This is a genomic window from Kitasatospora sp. NPDC092039, assembly GCF_044756065.1.
Classification (GTDB): Bacteria; Actinomycetota; Actinomycetes; order Streptomycetales; family Streptomycetaceae; genus Kitasatospora.
Map to the genome: position 1 here is coordinate 1 of NZ_JBIVSD010000005.1, position 23,582 is coordinate 23,582.

Here is a 23,582-nt window from a genome sequence, read left to right on the forward strand (position 1 = left end):
CCCGGGCGGGGCCCCCCCCCCCCCGGCCCCCCCCCCCCCCCCCCCCCCCGGCCCCCCCCCCCCCGGCCCCCCCCCCGCCCCCCCCCCCCCCCCCCCCCGCCCGGGGGGGGGGGGCGGCCCGCGCGGTCACGGCCGGACCGGGTCACCGCGACCGGCCGTGCCCGCGGTGCCATCCGGTCATCCGAGCGTCCACTGCTGGTTCCGGCCGCCGCTGCAGCTCCACAGCTGGACGGGCGTGCCGTCGGCGGTGCCCAGGCCGGCCACGTCCAGGCAGAGCCCCGACTGCACGCCGGTGACGGTGCCGTTCGCGTTCAGCCGCCACTGCTGGTTGGCCTGGCCGTTGCACGACCAGACGACCACCTTGGTGCCGTCGGTGGTGCCCTTGCCGCCGGCGTCCAGGCACAGCGTGCTGCCGCCGACGGTCACGGTCAGCTGGTTCGACGCCGTACGGGTCCAGGTCTGGGCGGCTCCGCCGTCGCAGCCGTGGATCTGCTGCTGGGTGCCGGGCGTCGCGTTGTTAACCGCCGTCAGGCACTTGCCCGCGCCCACCGCGTGCAGCGCGCCGGTCGTGCCGCCACCGGTGGGCGCCGCGTCCAGGCCCATGAAGCGGATGGCCTCGGCGGCCATCGCGGTGCCCCGGACCGGCAGTTGGTGCCCGGCCCCGGCGATGCTGTACGCCTCGACCTGGGTGGTCCCGGCGCCGTTGTCGTAGCGCGTCCGGTTCCAGTTGGCCGTGGGGGTGTCCGTGGCCGACGGCGCCCGGCTCACGCCGAGGACGTCGGTCCACTCCTTGATCTCCTCACCGAGGTTGTTGTGGCTCAGGATCGTGTCGGCGGTTCCGTGCCACAGCTGCACGCGCGGACGCGGCCCGGTGTAACCGGGGTACCCCGTGTTGCGGACCAGGCCGCCCCACTGCTGCGGGGTCATCGACACCCTGCCCTGGGCGCAGTCCGCGTTCCAGCCGCGGACGGAGCCGGTGTGGAAGCAGTGGTAGGGCACGCCCATGAACGCCGCGCCCGCCTTGAACACGTCGGGGTAGTCGGCGAGCATGACGTTCGTCATCATCCCGCCCGACGACTGGCCGGTCACGTACACGGCGTCGGCGTTGCCGCCGTAGTGCTGCTCGGTGTAGGTGATCATCGACCTGAGCCCGACCGGGTCACTGCCGCCGTTGCGGGTCAGCGCCTGGTCGGAGGAGACGTCCCAGCAGCTTCCGCTCGGGTTCGTCGACGGGTAGACGACGAGGAAGCCGTACCGGTCGGCGAGCGAGCCGAAGTCGGTGCTGGAGTACAGGTAGGGGCCCGTCCCCTGGCACCCGTGCAGGGCCAGCAGGATCGGGGGGTGGGCCCGGACGCTGTTCGGCACGTACAGGTGCATCAGCAGACCGGTCGGGTTGGCGCCGAAGTTCGTGATCTGCGTCAGCGAGCCGGTGGTCTGCGGGGTTGCGGCCGGGGTGGCGGCCTGGGTGGCGGCGGCCGGGGCCGCGGCGGCCCGCGGCGCGGCCTGAAGGCTCAGGCCGACCGCGAGGCCGAGCGCGGCGGCGATGCCCAGGAGACGGGACGGTAACGAGCGGTTTCGGAACATGGGACCTCTCCGTCGGGATTGCCATGAGTGCGAGGAAGGTTCCGGTGCCGGCCGGCGCGGTGGCGGATCAGGTGCACCGGAAGTCCGCGTGCAGGCGCCGGGTGTGGTCCAGGACGCGGACCGGGCCGTCCAGTCGGACGGTGGCGGTGAGCCGGACGTCCGTGCTGGAGGCGGCGATCCGCAGCTCCAGCTCGCCGGGCTCGACGACGCGCCGGCCGTCGCGTCCGGTGAAGGACGCGAGGTCGGCGGGGACGCGGACGCGGATCCGGGTCCGCTCGCCCGCGTCGAGGGTGATCCGCCGGTAGCCGATCAGCCGAAGGACCGGCTGGACGACGGAGGCGACGGGGTCGTGCAGGTAGAGCTGGACGGTCTCGCTGCCGCTCCGCTCACCGGTGTTGCGCAGGGTGAAGGCGAGGCCGAGCTCGCCGTCGGTCGCGGCGGCGGCCCGGTCCACCTCCAGATCGGTCCAGGCGAACGTGGTGTAGCCGATGCCGTGCCCGAACCCGAACGCGGGGGTCGGGTCGGTGCTGGACACCTCGCTGCGCCCGGCCAGCCGGGCGGCGAGGTAGGTGGAGGGCTGCACGCCCGGCCGGGCCGGGATGCTGACCGGCAGCCGGCCCGAGGGGTTGGTCCGGCCGCTGAGCACGGCGGCGATCGCCTCGGTCCCGGCCTCGCCGGGGAAGAAGGTCTGCACCAGGGCCGCCGCCTCGGTCGCCGCGCGTCCCAGCGCGTAGGGGCGCCCGGCGAGCAGCACCGGCACGACCGGCTTGCCGGTGTCCAGCAGTGCGTCGAGCAACTGCCTTTGCACCCCGGGCAGTTCCAGGGACTCGACGTCGCAGCCCTCGCCGCTGGTGCCGCGCCCGAACAGGCCGGCCCGGTCCCCCAGGGCGACGATCACGACATCGGCCTGCCGGGCCGCCTCGACGGCCTCGGCGAAGCCGGACGTGTCGGGCCCGTCGACGCTCGCCCCGGCCGCCGTGCGGATCTCGCTGTCGGGGAACTCGGCCGCCAACGCCTGTCCCAGCGTGGGCAGTTCGATGCCAACCGGGACTTCGGGGTGCCGGCTGCCGACGTGCACCGGGAAGGCGTAGCAGCCCAGCACCGAGGTCGGGGTGTCGGCGTTGGGGCCGATCAGCGCGATCCGGCGGGGGCCGCGCAGCGGCAGGGTGCCGTCGTTGCGCAGCAGCACCACCGCCTGCTCGGCGATCTCCCGGGCGAGGGCGCGGTTCTCCGGGCGGTCCAGGTCGACCGAGCCGCGCAGCGCGGCCGGGTCGTCGAGCGGCCGGCCGGCGAGCGCCGCCGGGACGGCGTCCCAGTCCTCGTCCAGCAGGCCGAGTCGGGCCTTCTGCGTCAGCACCCGGCGCAGCGCCCGGTCCACCAGCGCCTCGGGCACCGTCCCGTCCTCGACGGCGCGCAGCAGCGGCTCCCCGAAGGTCTTGACGGTGGGCAGTTCCACGTCCACGCCGCTGGCCAGGGCGAGGGCGGCGGCCTCGGCCCAGTCCCCGGCGACGCCGTGCAGCACCTTGAGGAAGGCGATGCCGAAGTAGTCGGCGACCACCGTCCCCTCGAAGCCCCAGGTGTCGCGCAGCAGCCCGGTCAGCAGCGCCTCGTCGGCGGCCGAGGGGACGCCGTCGGTGTCGGTGTAGGCGTGCATGACCGAACCGGGCCGGCCCTCGCGCACCGCCATCTCGAACGGCGGCAGGATCACGTCGGCCCGCTCCCGCGCACCCATGCCGACGGGGGCGAGGTTGCGTCCGGCGCGCGAGGCCGAGTACCCGGCGAAGTGCTTGAGCGTGGCGACGATCCCCGCCGACTCCAGGCCCTGCACGTAGGCGGTGGCCACCGTGCCGACCAGGTAGGGGTCCTCGCCGATGGTCTCCTCGACCCGGCCCCAGCGGGCGTCGCGGACGACATCGAGGACCGGGGCGAGGCCCTGGTGGACGCCGACCGCGCGCATGTCGCGGCCGATGGCCGCGGCCATCCGCCGGATCAGGTCCGGGTCGAAGGTGGCGCCCCAGGAGAGCGGCACCGGGTAGGCGGTGGCGCCCCAGGCGGCGAAGCCGGCCAGGCACTCCTCGTGCGCGAGGGCCGGGATGCCGAACCGGTTCGCGGCGGCGATGCGCTGCTGGCTGCGGGCCAGGGAGAGCGCGCCCAGCGCCGGGTCGACCGGCACGGTGCCGAAGGGCCGGGTCAGCTGGCCCAGTCCGGTGGGGAGCAGGTCGTCGAGGGCGGGCGGCTCCTCCATGTCGTGCTGGTGCGGGGCGACGTCGCCGCCCTCGTCGGAGGCGCCGACCCAGACGCCGACGAGCTGGGCCAGCTTCTCCGGCAGGGTCATCTCGGCGAGCAGGGAGTCCGCGCGCTCCTCGGGGCTGAGCGCGCGGTCGCGCCAGCGGGTGGTCGGGGCAGCGGACGGGACGGCCGGGTTCATGGTGCCGGTCACTTTCCTCCGACGCCCATCAGGCCTTGGACCAAGGCACGGCGGGCGAACAGGTAGACGATGAATACGGGGAGCGTCGACAGCACGACGGCGCTGAGCAGGCCGGGCACGTTCACGCCGTGCTCGGTCTGGAACTCGTACAGGCCGAGGGTGATGACCTTGGTGCCCTCCGACTGGGTGAGGATCAGGGGGAACAGGAAGCCGTTCCACGCCTGCAACGCGGAGAAGACCACGACGGACGAGAGGCCGCCCCTGGACAGCGGCAGCACCAGCTGCCAGAACACCCGCCAGGGGGTGGCACCGTCCATGGCCATCGCCTCGTAGAGCTCGCCGGTGATGTCCCGCATCGCGCCGGTGAGCACCAGCGTGCAGACCGGCAGGCAGAACGCCGCGGTGGGCAGGATGACGCCGAGCAGGTTGTCGTAGAGCCCTGCCTTGCTGATGACGTAGAACATCGGCACGATCACGGCCTGGGCCGGAATCGCCAGCCCCAGCAGGAAGACCCGGAAGACCGTCCCGATGGCCCTGCCCCGCGCCCGGACGATCGCGTAGGCGAGCGGTGGCACCACGAGCAGCACGATCGCGACCACGCTCACGGTGACGAGGAGCGTGTTGAGGAAGTCCCGGCCGAAGCCGTTGGAGAAGTCGTCGACGTAGTTCTGCAGGGTCAGCCGCGCGGGGAAGGTGAGCGGTCCCCGCGAGGAGTAGTCGGACCGGGTCCGGAAGGTCGCGATCAGCAGCACGTACAGCGGGAAGCCGACGAGTGCGAGCCAGACCAGCGAGCCGAGCCCGGCGAGGTGGTTGGGACGCCGTCGCATCACAGTCCCTCCGTGGTGCCGCGCATCCTGTCGTAGCCGGACAGCCGTACGACGGCGAGCGAGATCAGGGTGGCGACCACCACGAGGACCAGGGCGATGGCCGAGCCGGCACCGAAGTCGAAGCTCTTGAAGGCCTGTTGGTACATGTAGTAGGCGCTGTTGGTGGTGTCGGTGCCGGGGCCGCCCTGGGTGAGGATGAGGACGGTGTCGAAAGTGGTGAGGCCGCCGACCAGCATCAGGATCACCGACGTGACGACCGTGTTGCGCAGCTGCGGCAGGGTGATGTGGAAGAACTGCCGCACCCTGCCCGCGCCGTCGATCGACGCGGCCTGGTAGAGCACCTGCGGGATCGCCCGGGCGCCGCCCTGGTAGAGCAGGGCGTGCATGGGCGTCCACTGCCACATGCCGACGAAGGTGAGCACCGCGAGGGCGCTGTTCTGACTGCCCATCAGATTGCTCCGGCCGAACAGCTCTTCCAGCTGCGCGGGCACGCCGAAGTTGGGGTCGAGGATGGCGCGCCAGACCACCGAGACCGCGGTCGCGGACAGCAGCAGCGGCACGAAGAAGATCGCGGACAGCACGGCCCGGTTGCGTTGGTGCCCGGCCGCCCACACGCCCAGCAGGAGGCTCACCGGGGTCTGCACGACCACCCCGGCCACGGTCAGCACCAGGGTCAGACCGACGCTCTGCGTCATGACCGGGTCGTGCAGCAGTTCGGTCCAGTTGGCGAGGCCGTTGAACCGGGGGGCGTCGACGCCGTTCCAGCTGGTGAAGGAGAGCACCGCCACCAGGACCAGCGGCAGAACCGCGAACACCAGGAAGAACACGGTCGCGGGCAGCGCCCAGGCGAGGCCCGGGCGGGTCACCCCTACGCCGGTCCGGCGGGGCCGCGCCCCGGTCGCCGGAGGGTCTAGGGAGGTAGCACTCATGGCGATCCGTCTCAGGAGGCGGGCAAGGCCTGCATGGCCTTGATGAAGCCGTCCGCGTCGAGCTTGCCGTCGAAGAACTGCTGGACGGCGGTGTGGATCGGCGTGTTGGCGGCCGGCGGGTACGCCTGGTCCCAGGACAGCTGGAACGACGGGGCGGCCTTGACCAGGTCGTACTGGTACTTCGAGTAGTCGGGGCTGTCCGAGGTGGCGAGGAACTGTTCGGTGTTGGTGGTGGTCGGCAGGTTGCCGATCGCCAGCTGCGCCTTCACGAACTCGTCGGAGTACATGAGCTTCAGGAAGGCGGCCGCCGCCTCGGGGTGCTTGCTCTTCTTCAGCACCGAGTAGAAGTTGTTGGTGTTGCCGACCAGGTCGGCCGGGTCGCCCTTGCCGCCGGCGACGCCGGGGAAGCTGCTGTACCCGAGCTTGTTCCTGGTGAAGTCGGGGTCGGCGTCCCGCTGGGTGGCGTACTCCCAGGAGCCCATCAGCTCGAAGGCCGCCTTGCCCTTGGCCAGCAGGGCCGGGGAGCCGCCGTCGGTGAACTTCACCGAGTCGAAGTTCGAGCCGAACGCCCCGGCGTCGACCAGCTGCTTGAGCATGCCCAGGGCCTTCCTGGCGTCCGCGCTCTCCCAGGCGCTCCTGTCGCCGGACAGCGCCTTCTGGAACAGCTCGGGGCCCGCGACGCGGTCGAAGACGTACTCGTACCACATCAGGGTCGGCCACTGGTCGCCGCCACCGAGGGCGAACGGGGTGATGCCCTTGCCCTTGAGCACCTGAACGGCGCTCAGCAGGTCGTCCCAGGTCTTCGGGACGCTCAGGCCGGCGTCGGCCAGCACCTTCTTGTTGTGGAACAGCAGCACGGGCTGGGTGCCGCGCATCGGGATGCCGTAGGACTTGCCGTCGATCACCGCGGTGTTGAACACCGAGGGCAGGAAGCTGCTCTTCAGCGCCGGGTCCGCGGCGATCATGTCGTCCAGCGGGAGCAGCAGGTCGGACTTCACGTAGGGCTGGATGCTGCCGCCGCCCCAGTTGAAGAAGACGTCCGGGGCCTGGGGGGTGTTGATGACGGTGTTGAGCTTGGCCTGGTAGTCCGCGCCGGGGATGGTGTCCAGGACGGCCTTGACCTTCGACGTCTTGTTGAAGGTGTCGACCAGCTGCTTCTCGACCTTGTTGCTGGCGTCCCCGTAGACCAGCACGTGGATCGTGCCGGCTCCTCCGCCGGCGGAGGAGCCGCCACTGCCGCAGGCGGCTGTCCCGACCATGACCGCGGCCAGTCCGAGGGCGGCGGCGAAAGCGCGTCTCTTCATCGGGTCTCCCCTAAAGTTTCGACGGGTTTCTCGAAATAACTGCATGGCGGGGACGCTAGGTTGCGGACATGTTTCGGGTCAAGCCCCCGGGCGGACGGAATGCCGAAGCGTTGCCGCGCCAACTGCCCCGCACCGCCCGTGCCTTATGCTGCCCCCATGGAAAAGGGCGATGAACTGGGACGGGTGACCCTCGCGGACATCGCGCGCGAGGCCGAGGTCTCCGTTTCGACGGTTTCGAAGGTCCTCAACGGCCGTACCGACGTGGCGGCGGCCACCCGCGTGCGCGTCGAGCAGGTCCTGAACGACCACGACTACCGGCGCACCGCGCGCGGCGGCGGCGAGGCGCCGCTCGTCGAGATCGTCTTCCACGAGCTCGACAGCCTCTGGGCGATGGAACTCCTCCGCGGCGTCGAGGCGGTGGCGAACGAGCACGGCGCGGCGGTGGTGGTCACCCACAGCGGTTCACGCCACGCCCCCGGACCGGAGTGGATCGAGGCGGTGCTGCGCCGGCGCCCCCTCGGCGTCGTCCTGGTCTTCTCCAGCCTGCCGCCCGAGTTCAAGCGCCAACTGCGCGCGCGCTCCATCCCGTTCGTCATCGTCGACCCGGCCGGCAACCCCGACCCGGACGTGCCCTCGGTGGGCTCGGCCAACTGGGCCGGCGGCCTGGCCGCCACCCGGCACCTGATCGAGCTCGGCCACCGGCGCATCGGCATCGTCACCGGCCCCGAGGACACCCTCTGCTCGCTGGCGCGGCTGGACGGCTACCGCTCCGCGCTGGCCATGGCCGGCCTGGTGGTCGACCCGGCGCTGACCGCCTTCGGCGACTTCCACGCCGAGGGCGGATTCGCCCGGGCCGGGCGGCTGTTGGAGCTCCCCGACCGGCCCACCGCGATCTTCGCCGGCAGCGACCTGCAGGCACTCGGCGTCATGGAGGCCGCCCGGGTCCGCGGCCTGCGCGTCCCCGAGGACCTGTCCGTGGTCGGCTACGACGACCTGGACATCGCGCAGTGGACCAGCCCCGCGCTGACCACCGTCCGCCAGCCGCTGCGCGAGATGGCCGAACAGGCGACCCGGCTGATCTTCTCCCTCCGCGCCGGCGAGGCCCCGACCGCCCCCACCCGCCTCGAACTCTCCACCACCCTGGTGGTGCGCTCCAGCGCCGTGGCGCCCGGCCGACCGTGAACCATTTCGAAAGTTTCGCCGCTTCTCCGCATTGCTGACGCCGCGTCGGCTCAACCGCCCAGCGCCTGACCGGCTCCGCTCTCCGGCGGGAGGGGCCGCAGAGCCGCGCGAAGTTGTCGCCGTTTTTGCCGAAAGCGTTGACAGCTTGACGGGCTCAGGCCAACACTGGCGCCGTCGACAAGTCCGAGGAGACCATGGCTCCCCGGCCCCGCGCGCCGACCACCCACGGGCGCGGTCCTGTCGACGCCGTACATCGCCTGTCGGAGACCTCACCTGAACATTCCGGACAGGGCCCGCGGTCGCCGCGAATTGTTAGCGCTAACAGTATGCGCTGACCGGCAGGGCGGGCGCCACGTCCGGTGTGCAGGCATCCCCCCACCCGAGGAGAACGATCCGTCATGCCACGACTCACCACGAAACCCCGCCTCCGCAAGGCCCTGACGACGGCCGCGTGCCTGCTCGTCGGCGCGGCCGGCGCCGTCACCGCGATCCCCACGGCGCAGGCCGCCGGGGCGACCACGCTGGGCGCGGCCGCCGCCGACAGCGGCCGCTACTTCGGCACCGCCGTGGCCGCCGGCCGGCTCGGCGACTCGACGTATTCCGCCGTCCTCGACCGGGAATTCACCATGGTCACCCCGGAGAACGAGATGAAGTGGGACACCGTCGAGCCGTCCCGCGGCAACTTCAACTTCGGCCCCGCGGACTCGATCGTCAACCACGCCAACGCCCACGGCCAGCGGATGCGCGGCCACACCCTGGTCTGGCACTCCCAACTGCCCAACTGGGTCGGCTCCATCGGCGACGCGAACACGCTGCGCAGCGTGATGAACAACCACATCACCGCCGAGATGAACCACTACAAGGGCAGGATCTATGCCTGGGACGTGGTCAACGAGGCGTTCGCCGACGGCGGCAGCGGCCAGCACCGCGGCTCGGTGTTCCAGAACGTGCTGGGCGACGGCTTCATCGAGGAGGCGTTCCGCACCGCGCGGAACGTCGACCCCTCGGCCAAGCTCTGCTACAACGACTACAGCATCGAGAACTGGTCCGACGCCAAGACCCAGGGCGTCTACCGCATGGTCAAGGACTTCAAGTCCCGCGGCGTGCCCATCGACTGCGTCGGCTTCCAGAGCCACTTCGGCGCCGGCGGACCGCCGTCCAACTTCCAGACCACCCTCTCCAGCTTCGCCGCGCTCGGCGTGGACGTCCAGCTCACCGAGCTCGACATCGCCCAGGCCTCCCCCACCGCGTACGCCTCCGCCGTCAAGACCTGCCTCAACGTCGCCCGCTGCACCGGCATCACGGTGTGGGGCATCCGCGACAGCGACTCCTGGCGCACCGGCGAGAACCCGCTGCTGTTCGACAACAACGGCAACAGGAAGCCCGCCTACGGAGCGGTCCTCACCACCCTGGGCGGCGGCGGCAGCGGCACGCCGAGCGGGGGCATCGTCTCCGGCACCGTCTACACGCTCTCGGCGGCGGGAGCCGGCGGGCGCGTCCTCGACGAGCCCGCGGGGCAGAACGGCAACGGCACGCCGCTCCAGGTGTGGGACGCCGCCGGTGCCGCCAACCAGCAGTGGCGGGCCGACCAGAACGGGGACGGCTCCTACACGCTGACCAACATCGCCAGCGGCCGCGCCCTGGACGAGCCGGCCGGCCAGACGGGCAACGGGACGAGGATGCAGGTCTGGGATCCCAGCGGCGGCGCCAACCAGCACTGGAAGGCCGCTCGGAACAGCGACGGCTCCTACACCCTCACCAACGTCGCCAGCGGCCGCGCCCTGGAGACCCCCGGCGGTCAGACCGCCAACGGCACGCCCGTCCAGATCTGGGACTCCAACGGCGGCGCCAACCAGCACTGGACCTTCAAGTGAGCTGAGCCGCGCGGGCGCGCGCTCGACAGGCGCGCGCCCCCGGTATGCGGGCGTTGACAGAGCTGGGCGACAGCTCCATTCATGAAGAGGGAGATCCCATGCACCAACGAAGTTCCCGCCGCAGGCAGCTGCCGGCGGTGCTCACCGCCGTGGTCGCGGCCGGGGCGGCGCTCGCGGCGACGCTCGTCGCCGCCCCCGCCCAGGCGGCCACCAGCGGCGCCCTGCGCGGTACGGGCTCCGGCCGGTGCCTCGACGTGACGGGCGCCAGTCGGACCGACGGCGCGTCCCTGCAGATCTACGACTGCTCGGGCGGTGCCAACCAGCTGTGGACGTCGACGTCCGGCAGCCAGCTGACCGTGTACGGCGACAAGTGCCTGGACGTGCCGGGCCACGCCACCACGCCCGGCACCAAGGTGCAGATCTGGGGCTGCAGCGGCGGCGCGAACCAGCAGTGGCGGGTGAACTCCGACGGCACGATCGTCGGCGTCGAGTCGGGGCTGTGCCTGGACGTGACGGGCGCCGGCACGGCCAACGGCACGTCGGTGGGGCTCTGGAACTGCAACGGCGGCAGCAACCAGAAGTGGTCCGGCTTGTCCGGGACCACCCCGCCGGGCGGCGACTGCGCCCTGCCGTCCACCTACCGTTGGTCCTCGACCGGCGCGCTGGCGCAGCCGGCCAACGGCTGGGCCGCGCTGAAGGACTACACCGACGTCGTCTACAACGGCAAGCATCTGGTCTACGCCTCGAACGTCTCGGGGTCCTCCTACGGCTCGATGGCCTTCGCCCCCTTCACCAACTGGTCGGACATGGCCTCGGCCGGGCAGACCGGGATGAGCGAGCGGGCGGTGGCGCCCACGCTGTTCTACTTCGCGCCCAGGAACATCTGGGTGCTGGCGTACCAGTGGGGTGCGTGGCCGTTCGTCTACCGCACGTCGAGCGACCCGACCAACCCCAACGGCTGGTCCGCGCCGCAGCCGCTGTTCACCGGCAGCATCCCCAACTCCGGCACCGGCCCGATCGACCAGACCCTGATCGCCGACGACCGGAACATGTACCTGTTCTTCGCCGGTGACAACGGCAGCATCTACCGCGCGAGCATGCCGATCGGGAACTTCCCCGGCAACTTCGGCTCCTCCTACACCACCGTGATGACCGACACGGTCAAGAACCTCTTCGAGGCCCCGCAGGTCTACAAGGTCAAGGGCCAGAACCAGTACCTGATGATCGTCGAGGCCCGCGGCGCGAGCGAGCAGCGCTACTTCCGCTCCTTCACCGCCACCAGCCTGAACGGCACCTGGACCCCGCAGGCCGCCACCGAGGGCAACCCCTTCGCCGGCAAGGCCAACAGCGGCGCCACCTGGACCAACGACATCAGCCACGGCGACCTCGTCCGCGAGAACCCCGACCAGACCATGACCATCGACCCCTGCAACCTCCAGCTCCTCTACCAGGGCATGGTTCCCGGCTCGACCGCCCCGTACGACCAGCTCCCCTGGCGGCCCGGCCTCCTCACCCTGCGGCACTGATTCCCGGCGGACCGGCAGGACCGGCAACACCCCTTGCCCGCAACGGTGTTCCGGCCCGTGTGAGGTGCGTTCACGCTGTGAAAAAAGCTGCCTGGTGGCGGTAGCGGGTACCTGGCTACTCTGCGGTACGGCCGGTCCGACCCCGGCCGTACCGGGTCGTCTCGACCTTCCCCTCGCACGGACCAGAGGAGTGCTCATGCCCCGCTCTTCCCGCTCCGCCCGCACCACGACCGGCACCGACAGACCGGCCCGCCGCCGCCTGCCCGCGCTGGCCGCCCTCGCCGCCGCGACCGCCCTGGTCGCCGGCGTGGCCGCCCCCGCGTACGCGGCCGACCCCGCCCCTGTCGCCCCCGTCGTCGAAGGCCGCCCCGGCTTCCACCCCGAGCAGGACTTCGCCGGTTCCACCGTCGCCGCCCACGAGGGCCGCGACGGTGGAACCCCGTTCGCCTCCCTCGCCGCCACCCAGACCCCGGGGCTGGACGTCTCCAGCCACCAGGGCAACGTCAACTGGTCCTCGGTGGCCGCCAACGGCGCCAAGTTCGCCTACGTGAAGGCCACCGAGGGCACCGGCTACACCAACCCGTACTTCGCCCAGCAGTACAACGGCTCGTACAACGCCGGTCTGATCCGCGGCGCCTACCACTTCGCGCTGCCGAACGCCTCCTCCGGCGCCACCCAGGCCGGCTACTTCGTCAGCCACGGCGGCGGCTGGTCCGCCGACGGCAAGACCCTGCCGCCCGCGCTGGACATCGAGTACAACCCCTACGGCGCCACCTGCTACGGCCTCAGCCAGAGCGCCATGGTCAGCTGGATCCGCGACTTCAGCAACACCGTGCGCTCCCGCACCGGCCGCTACCCCACCATCTACACCACCACCAACTGGTGGACCCAGTGCACCGGCAACTACGGCGGCTTCGGCACCACGAACCCGCTCTGGATAGCCCGTTACTCCACCTCCGTCGGCACCCTGCCGAACGGCTGGGGCTACCAGACCTTCTGGCAGTTCGCCGACTCCGGCACCTTCCCCGGTGACCAGAACTACTTCAACGGCGCCACCGACCGCCTGCGCGCGCTCGCCCTGGGCTGACCGGCCGTCCGTCGGGCCCCCGTCGCCGAGGCGGGGGCCCGTCGGTGCGGACGTCCGACGTCCGGGTCTACAGGGCCCTGAGGCCGTCCAGCAGCTGCTGGCCGCCGGGACTGCCGAGGCCGGTGCACGGGTCCCAGTCGGGCCCGGAGGCGTACGCGCCGTTGCTGCCCTGGGTGATGTCCCGCAGGACGCCCCTCGCGAACTTCGCGTACAGCAGCGGGTTGAGGAAGCCGACCTGGGCGGATCCGGGCAGGGCCTGGTTGACCCGGGCGAGCAGGGCGGACCACATCGGGGCGGCGGCGCTGGTGCCGCCGATCTGGTTGAAGTGCACGCCGTCGACGCTCGGGACGACCACGCCGGTGTCGGGGTCGGCCAGCGCGGACACGTCCGGCACCCCGCGCCCGCGGGCGTGCGGCGGATTGGCCGACGGCGGCACCTGGGCGTCGGCCTGGTACGGCGGCACCGGGAAGACCTTGCTGATGCCGCCGCCCGTCCGGCTGCCCGGGCCGTTGTCCCAGCAGACCTCGCTGACGACCTGCCCGTGGGAGACCGCCAGCCTGGTGCCGCCGACGCCGAGCACGTGCGGGCTGGCGGCGGGGAAGTCGGCGTGGGCGCGCTCGTCGTGGACCTGGTCGCGGGAGCCGTCGTCGCCCGAGGCGCAGCAGATGCTGACGTTCTTCTCGGCCGCGTTGGCGAACGCGGCGTCGACCCGCTTCATCGCCCCGACCGTCCACCGGCTGCCGGGGCTGGCCTCGGGGTTGCCGTAGCTGGAGGAGATCACCGTCGGCCGGTTCACCGTGTCGTTGACGATCCGGGTGATCACGTCGACCCAGCCCTGTTCGGTGAACCTGCTGAAGTAGACGACGATCCTCGCCTTGGGGGCGAGGCCGCCGACGACCGCCAGGTCGAGCATGATCTCTCCGCTGGTGTCGGCCGTGTCGAAGTCGGCGTCCTGGCCGGGTTCGTTTCCGGGGGTGCCGACGCCCGGGACGACCACGTTGGTGATCTCCGGCATGTCCTGGTGCAGGACGTTGACGAAGTAGTTCCGCAGGGCTTCGAGCGAGTAGCCGCCGGACGGGACGCCCGGCGGGGTCTCGCCGTTGAAGGCGAGGACGGCGATGCACTGCCCGCTGCCGTCGGTGCCGGCCGGGTAGGCGTACGGCGCCTGGAGCTGCGGTGGCAGGAAGGCTCCGGGTTGGACCGTCGGGGTGGCGCGGGTCACCGGGACGCTGTCGGCGGCCCGGCGGATCAGCAGCCGGGTGCCGATCGGGCGGTCGTCCAGGCCGAAGACGCCGGTGACGATACCGTCCAGCTCCGCCGGTACGTAGATCTGGCCTTCCCGGCCGCGGTAGGTCTGGGGGGCGCCGTTGGCGTCCTGGTAGCGGTAGCGGGCCAGCGTCACCTGGAAGGCGTCCGCGACGTCCCGGGTGGTGCCGGTCAGCTGGATGCTGCGGGCGAGCGGGTCGGGGTTGGCGGCCTTGAGGCCGTGCTCGGCGGCGAAGGCCTCGACCGCCTTGAGGTCGGTGTCCAGCCACCGGTGGGTGGCGGCGTACTGGTCGTCGCTGGGCAGGGTGCGCCGGGTCGGCGCCTGGAGTGCCAGCTCGTAGACGTCCGGACGCGGCTGCGCGGCCGGGTCGCGACGCAGGTAGACGGTGACGGTCAGGGGTGTCTGGGGGTGGGCCGGTCCGATGACCCGTGCTCCGGCGAGCGGAACGCGGGTGCTGTCCGGCAGCGCCACGTAGTGGTTGGTCGACATGATCGCTCCAGCGGTCGGTCAGCGCCGGGAGCTCGCGACTCTTGGTCGTGCGCTTTCGACTGTCCGTATACGGCAGACGCTTATGTCGTATACGGACAGCGTCCTCCCCGCCTGCGGCGGCGTCAAGGGGAGTCGACAGTGGCGCTTCACCCAGCGTCAGCGCCAGTCGGAGGGCGCAGTCGGAGGGCGCCGCCCCGGCCGGGACCGGGGCGGCGCCGCGGGGCCGCGCGGCTCAGCCGTCGATGCGGTGCTGGCTCCAGAAGGAGGTCAGGTCCACGGTGGTGGCGGCCTGGGCCGCCGCCTTGAACTCGGCGGTGGTGGAGACGCCGTTCCAGTGCCCCTGCGCGTAGTTCCGCAGCAGCGTGGTCATCGCGGTGTCGCCGATGGTCCGGCGCAGGTCGTGCAGGGCGCACTTGCCGTAGCCGTAGACGACGGTGGAGTAGCGGGAGGAGTTGGCGTCCCAGTACGCCATCGAGTTGGTGATCCGCTCCGCCGACGAGGCCCAGGAGACGCTGTTCCAGCAGCCGTTGCCGGTCTTGCCGAGGGCGAGGTCGGTGGCGTAGTCGGTGAAGGACTCGTCCAGCCAGGGGCTGGTGTACTCGTCGTCACCGACGATGCCGTACCACCACTGGTGACCGATCTCGTGGGTGAGCGCCGTGGTGCTGACCAGGTCGAGGACGAAGCCCGGGTACTCCATGCCGCCGAACCAGAAGTTGTTGTCGATCACCGCGTCCAGCTCGCCGTACGGATAGGCGCCGAAGCGCTGGGCGTGGGCGTCGACCGCCGAAGTGGCGGTGGAGAGCATCGACTTGGAGTCGGCCGCGCTGATCCCGGCCACCGAGTAGACGTTGACCTTCACCCCCGCCGCGGAGGTGCCGGAGATCCTGGTGAACGGCCCGGCGCCCCAGGCGAAGTCGCGCACCTTGGTCGCGGTCGCCTTGGTGACGGTCCGTCCGGCCGTGCCGGGGGTGTCCACCGAGGTGCCGGTCGCGGGGACCAGCAGGCCGGTCGGGTGGTCCAGGGTGACGGTGAAGTCCGAGGCCACCGAGTAGAAGGACTCGCCGTTGTTGGTGTACGGGTCGAGGTGCCAGCCGGCCGCGTCCCGTATCGCCAGGACGGGCAGGGCGTTGCCGAGGAAGTTGTACGCGCCGTCGTGGCCGAAGCGGTCCGCGCCGCTCGGCACGGTGATGCCGAGGTCGAAGCCGACGGTGCCGCTCTGGCCCTGGCCGAGCGGGGCCGGGAGGGTGATCCTGAGCGCGGTGCAGTTCACGGTGAGCGGGGACGGCGTGCCGCCGGTCACGTTGGTCACCGTGATCGGGGTGCTGGGGCAGCTGCCGTGGGCGTTGTCCCACAGCCGCAGGTACACCTCGTTCAGCGCGGTGGGCGAGGCGTTGGTGAAGGTCACGCTCTCGTGCCCGGTCCAACTGCCGCCGGAGGCGTCGCTGCTGAGGTCGACGGTGTACGCCGGCGCGACCGGGGTGCGGGTCGGGTCGCCGGGCTGGGGCGGGGTGGTGCCGCCGGAGACGTCCAGGGTGACGTCGTCCAGCACGAAGCTGGTCTGCAGGCTGGAGTCCTCGACGCCGGTGAAGGCGAGCGTCACGGCCTGGCCGGCGAAGGCGGAGACGTCGACGGTCCGGTGCACGTACCCGGCCTGGGCGTCCAGGTTGGAGTAGGTGGCCACGGTGGTGGAGCCGACCTTCACGCTCAGCTTGTCGTAGGCGGTGCTGCCGGTCGTCTCGGCGGTGTCGACGTGCAGCCAGAACCCGAGCGTCGCGGTGCCGCACCCGGTGGGGAGGGTGAGGGACTGCGAGAGCGTGTCGGTGTGGCTGGAGCCGTAGCCGTCGAGCCAGGCGTAGGAGCTGCCGGAGTGCGCGCTCTGGCCGCTGTCGCCGGTGATCGCGCCGCTCGGTGCCGTCCAGGGTGAACTGCCGGACTCGAAGCCGCCGTTGGCCACCACCTGGGCGGGTGTGCAGGCCGCGGCGCTCGCCACATTGGGGGTGGCGAGCACCGCGAGGCCGGTCGCCGCGAACAGGGCGGCGCCGGTCAGGGCGGGCAGGATTCTTCTCATCGGAGCCTCTCGTGGGAGCGGGTCGGGAGCAGCAGCGTGACAGCAAACCCGCACCTTTGAAAGGCTCATGACATGAGACGCATACGCCTCATCCGACGACCGGCTCGCCGAACGGCCACCTCACCGGGCGACCGGCTCGTCGGACGACCGCGTCATCCGACGACCGTCTCACCCGACGACCGCCTCATCGGATCACCGGCAGCACCGCCGCCGCGTCCCGCCCGGTCGCCGCCTCGATGAAGGCCACCGGCTCGGCGACCTCCGCCAGCAGCGCACGGGTGAAGCGCAGCGCCCCGTCGGCGGGCGGCGGGCCGCCGACGGCCGCGATCAGGTCGAGCAGGTGGACCGTCGCCTCCATCAGCGCCACCTCGCCGAGCGCGCCCAGCGCCACGCTGCCGAGCAGCGGGTGCGCCACCGTGGTGTCCGGCGGCAGGTCCGCGAGCCCGGCCAGGGCGGCCGGCCCCTCGACCCCGAACCGGGCGATCAGCACAGCGGGTTCGGTCCGCCCGGCGGCCTGCCTGGCCGTCTCGGCGATCTGCTCGGCGGCGGTGTGCGCGAGGCCGCCGGGCCGGTTGTAGGCGCGCAGGATCCCGGCGCCGGTGGTGATCCCGGCCGGCCCGTCCAGCAGCGCCCCGCGCAGCCCGCCGAACATCTCCGGCTCCGGCGCGGCATGGGCGAACAGCTCCCGTACCGTCCACCCGGGCAGCCGGGTGGGACGGTCCCAGTCCTCGGCGGACAGGGCCGCTCCCCGCTCCGCCCAGGAGGCCCAGGCCTGCGCCAACATCGCTCGCACCGGGTCGTTCTGACTTCTCATCGGCTCTCCTCGGGACGGTGATCACGGGGTCGGGCCCACGCTACCCCGGGGCCCGGGAAAACCGTTTGCCGCCCCCGGGCCCGGGCCGCCACCATCGGCCCATGACCGACTCCGCCGCCCGCCCGCTGCCCGTGACCTCCGCCGCCCGCCCGGCCGCGGTCCGACAGCGGTCCGGCCGCCCCCGGAGGCCCGACGCCGCGCACACATGAGCACCGCGCTGGCCGCGGGGCTGCTCGCCGGGCTCGGCGTGGCCGTCCCGGTGGGGGCCGTCGGGGCCTACCTGGTGTCGCTCACCGCGCGCACCTCGCTGCGCACCGGCGCCTGCGCCGCGCTCGGCGTGGCCACCGCGGACGGGCTGTACGCGCTGCTCGCGGCGGCCGGCGGCGCCGGTCTCGCGCCGCTGCTCGAACCGGTCGCCCGCCCGCTGCGGATCGCCTCCGCCCTGGTGCTGCTGGCGCTGGCCGCCCGGACGGCCGTCGCCGCGCTGCGCGTCCGGCCCGACGGCGGTGCCGGGCCGCGGGCCGCGCCGCCCACCCCGGCCCGGGCCTTCCTCACCCTGCTGGGCATCACCCTGCTGAACCCGCTCACCGTGCTCTACTTCGCCGCCCTGGTGCTCGGTGGCGGCGGCCGGGACGGCGTCACGGCCCGGGCCGCCTTCACCCTCGGCGCCTTCGCCGCCTCCGCGGCCTGGCAACTGCTGCTGGCCTCCGGCGGCGCGCTGCTCGGCCGGGCGCTGACCGGCCCGCGCGGCCGACTGCTCACCGCCCTGGGCTCCGCCGCCCTGGTCGCCGTCCTCGCCGTCCGGCTGCTGCTCGACTGAGCGCTGCCCGGCCGCCCGCCCCGGACGGCCGACGACTACGCACCGCGACCGGTCCGGTCGTCCCGGTCACCGCTCCCGCCGCGCCGCCCGGCGCCTCGACCGACCGTCATGGCGCGGTCCGTCACTCACCGTCACCGACCCCGCCGCCCCGGTCGCCGTTCCCGCCGCCCGCGCCGAGCCGCCGTCGGTCGGCTGACCAGCGGGATCGGCGAAATGTGGCGGCAAAAGCGGTTCACCCGTTTACGTCTGATTCCTACCTTGTATCCTGGTCTGTATCCGCTGAGTGACGTCCGCCGAAGACCGCCCCGGCAGCGGCCCCGCGCCACCGCCGGTCCACCGAGCCGCCCGTCCGGCCCGGGCACGACCGACGACGCTGCCACCGACCCGGAGGAGTGCGGAGATGGTCGAGCAGGACGCCCCCGAGAAGCGGGGCCGGCTGAGCCGCCCGCTGGTGCTGGGCGCAGCCGTGGCCCTGGTCGACCGCGAGGGCCTGGCCGCGCTGACGATGCGCAGGCTGGCGGCCGACCTCGGCGTGGAGTCGATGGCGCTGTACCGCTACACCCCGGGCAAGGAGGCGCTGATCGACGGCCTGGTCGAGGCCTACTTCGACGAGATCAACGCCCGGCTGCGGGCCGGCGCCGGGCGCGGCTCCCACGAGGCCGGCTGGCGCACCGAACTGCGCCGGATCGCCCGGGCGTTCGCCGCCACCGCGCACGCCCACCCGGAGATCCTGCCGCTGGTCGCGACCCGCCCGCTGGCCGTCCCGGTGACCCGCCGCCCGGTCTCGGTGCTGGAGCTCACCGAGCACATCCTGGCCGTGCTCGGCCGGGCCGGTTTCGACGACGCCGGCGCGCTGACCGTCTACCGCACCTTCGTCGCCTGGAACCTCGGCTGCCTGCTGGTGGACAAGCGCCAGGTGGTCGACAACCCGAGCGAGCCGGACCCGGCCCTGCGGCTCGGCCTGCACCGGCTGTCCGCCACCGACTACCCGCGACTGCGCGCCCTGGTGCCCCGGTTCGCCGAGTTCGACGACGAGGCGGAGATGCTGAGCGGCCTGGACAGCCTGCTCGACGGGATGCCGGAGCCCGCCCTTGACGACTTCTACGGCGGCGACGCATCCTGAGGTATACGAGGTACACGTCGGACATACACCCTCATATCGGCGCCGCCGGGCCACTTGCCGGACACCGTTCCGGCCCGCTCCGACGGCACCCGGAAGAAGCTCCCCATGTCCGCCGTTCCGAACGAACCGTACGAAGACATCCTGCGCCTGCGCGTGACCGCCAAGGACCCGGAGACCCTGCGCGCGCTGCTGCGCGAAACCCGCTCCGACGTCGGCGGTCGGCCGCGCGTCGAGGCGGACGGCAGCGTCGGCATCGACGTCTATGCCACGGCCGCCCAGGTGCCGGCCCTCGAACGCGAGGGCGTCACCGTCACCTGGACCGGCAACGCCAGTGAGGCCGGGCGCGCCGCCCAGGCCGACATCGGGTCCGGCGACCGGTTCGCCCCCGACGACGCCGTCCCGCACGGCCTGGCCGCCAAGACCACCGGCTGACCCGGGAGGCCCGCCATGCCGTACCTGAACGTCACCGAGGTCGAGTCCGCCGTGACCAGCCTGGCCACCGCCTACCCCGACGTCACCCAGCTCCTGACCCTGCCCGAGCCCTCGTGCGAGGGCCGCACCTCCCACGCCCTGCTGATCGGCGCCCCCGCGGCGCTCCCGAAGCCGTGCGTGATGATGATCGGCGGCGTCCACGCCCGTGAGTGGGGCAGCTGCGAGATCCTCGTCCACCTCGCCGCCGACCTGCTGGAGGCCCACCGCGACGGCACCGGCCTCGGCTACGGCGGCACCACCTTCACCGCGGGCCAGGTCAGCGACCTGTTCCACCGGATCGACCTGGTGCTCTTCCCGCTGGTCAACCCCGACGGCCGGCACTACAGCCAGACCGTCCGGCCGATGTGGCGCAAGAACCGCAACACCGCCTACACCGGCGGCAGCCACAACCCCGACTGCGTGGGCGTGGACCTCAACCGCAACTACGACTTCCTCTTCGACTTCGTCACCGCGTTCGACCCGGCCGCCGACGCCCGGGTGTCCAACGACCCCTGCGACCCGCAGGTCTACTGCGGCCCGAGCGCGTTCTCCGAACCGGAGACCCAGAACGTCCTCGCCCTGCTGGAGAACTTCCCTCGGACCGCGTGGTTCGTCGACGTGCACAGCTACTCGCAGGACATCCTCTACAACTGGGGCGACGACGAGAACCAGTCGGACAACCCCGACATGAACTTCCGCAACGCCGACTTCGACGGCAAGCGCGGCCGGCCCGACGACCTCGCGTACGCCGAGTACATCCCCAAGGAGGACGAGGACGCCGCCGTGCTGCTCGCCGAGGCCTTCTGCCAGGGCCTCAAGGGCGTCCGCGGCCTGGCGTACAAGCCGATCACCGGTTTCCACCTCTACCCGACCAGCGGGACCAGCGACGACTACGTCTACGCCCGCCACTTCGCCGAGCCCGACCAGGGCAAGGTGCTCGGCTTCACCGTCGAGTGGGGCACCGAGTTCCACCCGCGGTGGGCGGAGATGGAGGAGATCATCCGCGACGTGGACGCCGGGCTGGTGCAGTTCTGCCTGGCCACCACCTGACGCCGGCACCACCTGACCGGCCCCCGGACCGCAGTGCCCGACAGCAGGGCGCCCGCCACGACCGATCGTGGCGGGCGCCCTGGGCTTGCGGGTGCCGGGCGGCCCGTGCGGGTGCTCGGGCCGCCCGGCGGAGTTCACGCGGCCCGGTGGAAGAAGAACGGGTCGATCGACGGCGCGATCCTGGTCACGCCGTCCGTGCTGAGCAGTTGACGGGTGGTGAAGTTGGCGTTGCGCTGGTACGTCACGCCCACCGGGAAGTTGGCCCGGTCGGGGGTGTTGTTGCCGGCGAAGATGCCGTAGAAGTCCTTCCCGACCGTGACCATCCGGATGTAGTCGCCGAGGTAGGGCAGTTGGTTCCCGGCCGGCGGGACGTCGCCCGGGGCCTGGTGCAGCACCTGGCTCTCCACGGTCCGGAAGCCGTCGTCGCTCAGCTCCAGCACCGTCGACCACTGGTTGTGGGCCAGCTGCTGGTAGACCAGCCCGACCAGGCCGTCGGAGTTGACGGCGAAGGACGGGTTCTTGCCGTTGACCACGTCCGCCCGGGCCGTGGACCAGGTCTGCCCGCGGTCCGCCGAGTGCAGGGTGTGCAGCACGTAGTCGGTGGGGACGGCTCCGCCGAGGTTGTCGCAGTAGGCGACCCAGACGCTGTTGGAGTCCGTGGGGTCCACCGCGATCGACAGGTCCGCACCGGTGCGTTCCTGGCCCAGCGTCCGCTGCTGCGGGTTGAACCGCACCTTGCGGCCGCTGACCGCGCGTTGGCCGACCTCGCCGTCCGCCGAGTCCAGGAGGTCCTCGAAGGGGCTCGGCCCGACGCCGCCCTTGTCGTCGCGGGTCACCACGACGTCGAAGGTCTTGCGGGACCGGTCCAGCGGGGCTTCGGCGGTGATGCTCATGAACACGATGTAGACCGTGCCGTCCGGGTGCGCGGCGATCCGTACCGGCGGGCCGTCGAAGACCACCCCGGCCCGCCGGTCGAGCCGGACGGGAGCGAAGCCGGCCGGGGCGGGCCCGGTCCCGGCGTCGCCCGAGACGTCCACGGTGGCGGTGTTGGCCGGCGAGGCGAAGTCGTTGCTGCCGACGTACACCCGGTCGTTGCTGTGGCCGTCCGCCGTGACGCTGACGGCGACGACCCACGGCTGGTCCTCGTCGGTCCGGTCGACGAGCACGCCCATCGGGGTGGGCGAGGCGATGTTCGGCGCGCGCAGGATCTGCATGTCGCCGGTCCGGCCGTTGAGGATGCCGGTGTAGAGCCGGCCGCCCCGCGAGCCGAAACCGATACTGATGTCCCCGGTGCCGAGGCTCCCGTTGCCCGGGACGACGCTGTTCAGCACCCAGGTGTTCCCTCCGTCGGCGGAGACGTACACCGGGGCGAGCGGGCCGCCCATCGGATCGGGGGTGAAGGCGGTCGCGACCATCTGGTCCGGGTTCTCCGGGTTGACGGCCAGATTGGGCTCACTGTCCAGGAGCCGGTCGCCGCTCAGCGCCTTCGGGGTGATGTTGACGACCTTGATGGTGGGCATGTCGGCTCACCTCCGTTCCTGCAGCACGGCGAGCTTCTGCGCCGGCTGGTGGTCGTCGGCGTCGAGCAGCTGGAACGGCGCCCGCTCGGCCAGGTCGCCCCGGGTGGCGTGCAGCAGCCACAGGCCCAGCTGCCCGGCGACCGGCTTGGGCACCTGGCGCCAGCGGATGTCCGTGCTGCTCGGGTAGACGACGGTGGTCCGGCCGGGTTCGACCTGGCCGGACTCGACGTGCGAGACGTCGATCACGGCACGCCACCACTGCGGGGCGTGCTCGGAGTACGCCGGCAGGCCGAGGTCCTCCAGAGCGACCACCGTGCCCACCACCACGGCGTCCGCCGTCGCGGCGTGCTCGGCGATGTCCTGGTCGCGGATCCGGCGCTGCACCGACGAGAAGGGCAGCTCGTCGGCGGTGGTCGCGGCGAGCGCGACGTGGGTCTGGACGGCCTCGGCGGGCAGCCGGCCGATCTCCCGGACGCCCAGGCCCTCGCCGTAGACCAGGCCCTGGGTGAAGAACGCCGCCGAGTCGCCGACCTGCAGCAGGTCGGCGTCGGCGGCCAGTTGGACGGTGACCTCGCTGCCCGCGAGCTGTCTGAAGGCGTCGGGTGCGTGCAGCACCTCGTCCACCTTCACCACGGCCGTCCGTTCGTCGCGGTCCTCGGCCGGGACCGCCGCCAGCGAGGTGCCGCCGACCCGGGTCACGGTGCCGCGGAAACTGAGCGGGGCCTGCCGGACGAGTTCGGTCAGCCGCTCGCGGCCGACGTCCGGTGTTGGGTCGTTCATGACGGTCCTCCTTACACCGTCAGCGCGCGGCGCGGACCGAGGACGGGTGCGCCCGACGCCACTCGATCCGCGCACCGAGCAGGCAGGCGGCGGTGACGGCGGCCGCCAGCGCGACCACCAGCCACTCCGCCGCACCGCTGCCGGCGTCCGGGTCGATGCCGAGGAGCGTCTCGATCCACTGCGGCCACACCAGCGTGAGTAGGAACAGCAGTCCGGACAGCCCGCCGACGGCCGTCTCCAGCCAGAAGCGGGGCCGGACCGGATGCGATTGCCGGAAGGGCATCACTGCGCCTCCCCCTTCTCTCCGACCGCCCGGGCCGCGCGCGACGCGGTGCGCGCCGTTCCCGTGCCGCCGCGCCGTGGCGGCGGCACGACCCGGCCGGTCCGGCCCGGGGCGGGGGTCGCTCCCGTTCGGCGCCGCCGGTCGGAGGCGTGGTCG

19 protein-coding genes are annotated in these 23,582 nt (G+C 72.4%); 8 read left to right on the forward strand and 11 right to left on the reverse strand.

Annotation, left to right across the window (positions count from 1 at the left end):
* Nucleotides 1-177: 177 nt before the first annotated feature.
* The 5 genes from ACIQI7_RS12325 to ACIQI7_RS12345 form a co-directional block, all read right to left on the reverse strand.
* Complete coding sequence (locus tag ACIQI7_RS12325; protein ID WP_401108052.1) at nucleotides 178-1,584, reverse strand: PHB depolymerase family esterase; 1,407 nt, start codon at nucleotides 1,582-1,584, stop codon at nucleotides 178-180.
* Nucleotides 1,585-1,651: 67 nt separating this feature from the next.
* Nucleotides 1,652-4,012 (reverse strand): glycoside hydrolase family 3 N-terminal domain-containing protein, encoded by a 2,361-nt coding sequence (locus ACIQI7_RS12330; RefSeq protein ID WP_401108832.1) that lies wholly within the window; start codon nucleotides 4,010-4,012, stop codon nucleotides 1,652-1,654.
* An 8-nt stretch (nucleotides 4,013-4,020) separates the two neighbouring features.
* Nucleotides 4,021-4,839 carry a carbohydrate ABC transporter permease gene (locus ACIQI7_RS12335; RefSeq protein WP_401108055.1) on the reverse strand — a complete coding sequence of 273 codons (819 nt, stop codon included), beginning with the start codon at nucleotides 4,837-4,839 and terminating at the stop codon, nucleotides 4,021-4,023.
* Nucleotides 4,839-5,768 (reverse strand): carbohydrate ABC transporter permease, encoded by a 930-nt coding sequence (locus ACIQI7_RS12340; RefSeq protein ID WP_401108058.1) that lies wholly within the window; start codon nucleotides 5,766-5,768, stop codon nucleotides 4,839-4,841. Before ACIQI7_RS12340 ends, ACIQI7_RS12335 begins: the two co-directional genes overlap by 1 nt.
* An 11-nt stretch (nucleotides 5,769-5,779) precedes the next feature.
* Nucleotides 5,780-7,072, reverse strand: a complete 1,293-nt coding sequence (locus ACIQI7_RS12345; RefSeq protein ID WP_401108061.1) for an ABC transporter substrate-binding protein — start codon at nucleotides 7,070-7,072, stop codon at nucleotides 5,780-5,782.
* Between the two features lie 156 nt (nucleotides 7,073-7,228).
* On the opposite strand from ACIQI7_RS12345, the gene ACIQI7_RS12350 reads away from it, so the two are divergent.
* The 4 genes from ACIQI7_RS12350 to ACIQI7_RS12365 all read left to right on the forward strand — a co-directional run bounded on the left by ACIQI7_RS12350 (nucleotide 7,229) and on the right by ACIQI7_RS12365 (nucleotide 12,741).
* Complete coding sequence (locus ACIQI7_RS12350) at nucleotides 7,229-8,254, forward strand: LacI family DNA-binding transcriptional regulator (RefSeq protein WP_401108063.1); 1,026 nt, start codon at nucleotides 7,229-7,231, stop codon at nucleotides 8,252-8,254.
* Nucleotides 8,255-8,652: 398 nt separating this feature from the next.
* Nucleotides 8,653-10,128 carry an endo-1,4-beta-xylanase gene (locus tag ACIQI7_RS12355; protein WP_401108066.1) on the forward strand — a complete coding sequence of 492 codons (1,476 nt, stop codon included), beginning with the start codon at nucleotides 8,653-8,655 and terminating at the stop codon, nucleotides 10,126-10,128.
* Between the two features lie 98 nt (nucleotides 10,129-10,226).
* A complete protein-coding gene (locus ACIQI7_RS12360; RefSeq protein WP_401108069.1) occupies nucleotides 10,227-11,654 on the forward strand; it encodes a non-reducing end alpha-L-arabinofuranosidase family hydrolase in 1,428 nt (475 codons plus the stop codon).
* A 196-nt stretch (nucleotides 11,655-11,850) separates the two neighbouring features.
* A complete protein-coding gene (locus ACIQI7_RS12365; protein ID WP_401108072.1) occupies nucleotides 11,851-12,741 on the forward strand; it encodes a lysozyme in 891 nt (296 codons plus the stop codon).
* Nucleotides 12,742-12,808: 67 nt separating this feature from the next.
* Here the strand turns inward: ACIQI7_RS12365 and ACIQI7_RS12370 are convergent, their stop codons facing one another.
* From ACIQI7_RS12370 to ACIQI7_RS12380, 3 genes are all read right to left on the reverse strand, one after another.
* Nucleotides 12,809-14,497, reverse strand: coding sequence for a protease pro-enzyme activation domain-containing protein (locus ACIQI7_RS12370; RefSeq protein WP_401108074.1), 1,689 nt, complete (start codon nucleotides 14,495-14,497; stop codon nucleotides 12,809-12,811).
* 232 nt (nucleotides 14,498-14,729) lie between these two features.
* Nucleotides 14,730-16,565, reverse strand: coding sequence for a M1 family aminopeptidase (locus ACIQI7_RS12375; RefSeq protein ID WP_401108077.1), 1,836 nt, complete (start codon nucleotides 16,563-16,565; stop codon nucleotides 14,730-14,732).
* Between the two features lie 184 nt (nucleotides 16,566-16,749).
* Nucleotides 16,750-17,379 carry a maleylpyruvate isomerase N-terminal domain-containing protein gene (locus ACIQI7_RS12380; RefSeq protein ID WP_401108080.1) on the reverse strand — a complete coding sequence of 210 codons (630 nt, stop codon included), beginning with the start codon at nucleotides 17,377-17,379 and terminating at the stop codon, nucleotides 16,750-16,752.
* A 205-nt stretch (nucleotides 17,380-17,584) separates the two neighbouring features.
* Between ACIQI7_RS12380 and ACIQI7_RS12385 the strand changes: the two genes are divergently transcribed.
* The 4 genes from ACIQI7_RS12385 (at nucleotide 17,585) to ACIQI7_RS12400 (ending at nucleotide 20,843) form a co-directional block, all read left to right on the forward strand.
* Nucleotides 17,585-18,199, forward strand: a complete 615-nt coding sequence (locus ACIQI7_RS12385; RefSeq protein WP_401108082.1) for a LysE family transporter — start codon at nucleotides 17,585-17,587, stop codon at nucleotides 18,197-18,199.
* 400 nt (nucleotides 18,200-18,599) lie between these two features.
* Entirely contained in the window at nucleotides 18,600-19,322 is a 723-nt protein-coding gene (locus ACIQI7_RS12390; RefSeq protein ID WP_401108085.1) for a TetR/AcrR family transcriptional regulator, read from the forward strand.
* Between the two features lie 105 nt (nucleotides 19,323-19,427).
* Nucleotides 19,428-19,754 carry a hypothetical protein gene (locus ACIQI7_RS12395; RefSeq protein WP_401108087.1) on the forward strand — a complete coding sequence of 109 codons (327 nt, stop codon included), beginning with the start codon at nucleotides 19,428-19,430 and terminating at the stop codon, nucleotides 19,752-19,754.
* A gap of 15 nt (nucleotides 19,755-19,769) precedes the next feature.
* On the forward strand, nucleotides 19,770-20,843 hold the full coding sequence (locus ACIQI7_RS12400; protein ID WP_401108089.1) for a M14 family metallopeptidase: 1,074 nt from the start codon (nucleotides 19,770-19,772) through the stop codon (nucleotides 20,841-20,843).
* A 134-nt stretch (nucleotides 20,844-20,977) separates the two neighbouring features.
* On the opposite strand, the gene ACIQI7_RS12405 is transcribed toward ACIQI7_RS12400, so the two are convergent.
* The 3 genes from ACIQI7_RS12405 to ACIQI7_RS12415 are packed head-to-tail and all read right to left on the reverse strand — an operon-like array spanning nucleotide 20,978 to nucleotide 23,426.
* Nucleotides 20,978-22,363 (reverse strand): hypothetical protein, encoded by a 1,386-nt coding sequence (locus ACIQI7_RS12405; protein ID WP_401108091.1) that lies wholly within the window; start codon nucleotides 22,361-22,363, stop codon nucleotides 20,978-20,980.
* 6 nt (nucleotides 22,364-22,369) lie between these two features.
* The gene (locus tag ACIQI7_RS12410; RefSeq protein WP_401108094.1) at nucleotides 22,370-23,143 is read right to left on the reverse strand and encodes a hypothetical protein; all 774 of its coding nucleotides are present in this window, start codon (nucleotides 23,141-23,143) and stop codon (nucleotides 22,370-22,372) included.
* Nucleotides 23,144-23,162: 19 nt separating this feature from the next.
* Nucleotides 23,163-23,426 (reverse strand): ABC transporter permease, encoded by a 264-nt coding sequence (locus ACIQI7_RS12415; RefSeq protein ID WP_387747924.1) that lies wholly within the window; start codon nucleotides 23,424-23,426, stop codon nucleotides 23,163-23,165.
* Between the last annotated feature and the right edge of the window lie 156 nt (nucleotides 23,427-23,582).

Excerpts from the sequence above, each read along its gene's own strand:
- ACIQI7_RS12325 (WP_401108052.1), bottom strand. The coding sequence starts at position 1,584 with ATGTTCCGAAACCGCTCGTTACCGTCCCGTCTCCTGGGCATCGCCGCC.
- ACIQI7_RS12330 (WP_401108832.1), bottom strand. The coding sequence starts at position 4,012 with ATGAACCCGGCCGTCCCGTCCGCTGCCCCGACCACCCGCTGGCGCGAC.
- ACIQI7_RS12335 (WP_401108055.1), bottom strand. The coding sequence starts at position 4,839 with ATGCGACGGCGTCCCAACCACCTCGCCGGGCTCGGCTCGCTGGTCTGG.
- ACIQI7_RS12340 (WP_401108058.1), bottom strand. The coding sequence starts at position 5,768 with ATGAGTGCTACCTCCCTAGACCCTCCGGCGACCGGGGCGCGGCCCCGC.
- ACIQI7_RS12345 (WP_401108061.1), bottom strand. The coding sequence starts at position 7,072 with ATGAAGAGACGCGCTTTCGCCGCCGCCCTCGGACTGGCCGCGGTCATG.
- ACIQI7_RS12350 (WP_401108063.1), top strand. The coding sequence starts at position 7,229 with ATGGAAAAGGGCGATGAACTGGGACGGGTGACCCTCGCGGACATCGCG.
- ACIQI7_RS12355 (WP_401108066.1), top strand. The coding sequence starts at position 8,653 with ATGCCACGACTCACCACGAAACCCCGCCTCCGCAAGGCCCTGACGACG.
- ACIQI7_RS12360 (WP_401108069.1), top strand. The coding sequence starts at position 10,227 with ATGCACCAACGAAGTTCCCGCCGCAGGCAGCTGCCGGCGGTGCTCACC.
- ACIQI7_RS12365 (WP_401108072.1), top strand. The coding sequence starts at position 11,851 with ATGCCCCGCTCTTCCCGCTCCGCCCGCACCACGACCGGCACCGACAGA.
- ACIQI7_RS12370 (WP_401108074.1), bottom strand. The coding sequence starts at position 14,497 with ATGTCGACCAACCACTACGTGGCGCTGCCGGACAGCACCCGCGTTCCG.
- ACIQI7_RS12375 (WP_401108077.1), bottom strand. The coding sequence starts at position 16,565 with ATGAGAAGAATCCTGCCCGCCCTGACCGGCGCCGCCCTGTTCGCGGCG.
- ACIQI7_RS12380 (WP_401108080.1), bottom strand. The coding sequence starts at position 17,379 with ATGAGAAGTCAGAACGACCCGGTGCGAGCGATGTTGGCGCAGGCCTGG.
- ACIQI7_RS12385 (WP_401108082.1), top strand. The coding sequence starts at position 17,585 with ATGAGCACCGCGCTGGCCGCGGGGCTGCTCGCCGGGCTCGGCGTGGCC.
- ACIQI7_RS12390 (WP_401108085.1), top strand. The coding sequence starts at position 18,600 with ATGGTCGAGCAGGACGCCCCCGAGAAGCGGGGCCGGCTGAGCCGCCCG.
- ACIQI7_RS12395 (WP_401108087.1), top strand. The coding sequence starts at position 19,428 with ATGTCCGCCGTTCCGAACGAACCGTACGAAGACATCCTGCGCCTGCGC.
- ACIQI7_RS12400 (WP_401108089.1), top strand. The coding sequence starts at position 19,770 with ATGCCGTACCTGAACGTCACCGAGGTCGAGTCCGCCGTGACCAGCCTG.
- ACIQI7_RS12405 (WP_401108091.1), bottom strand. The coding sequence starts at position 22,363 with ATGCCCACCATCAAGGTCGTCAACATCACCCCGAAGGCGCTGAGCGGC.
- ACIQI7_RS12410 (WP_401108094.1), bottom strand. The coding sequence starts at position 23,143 with ATGAACGACCCAACACCGGACGTCGGCCGCGAGCGGCTGACCGAACTC.
- ACIQI7_RS12415 (WP_387747924.1), bottom strand. The coding sequence starts at position 23,426 with ATGCCCTTCCGGCAATCGCATCCGGTCCGGCCCCGCTTCTGGCTGGAG.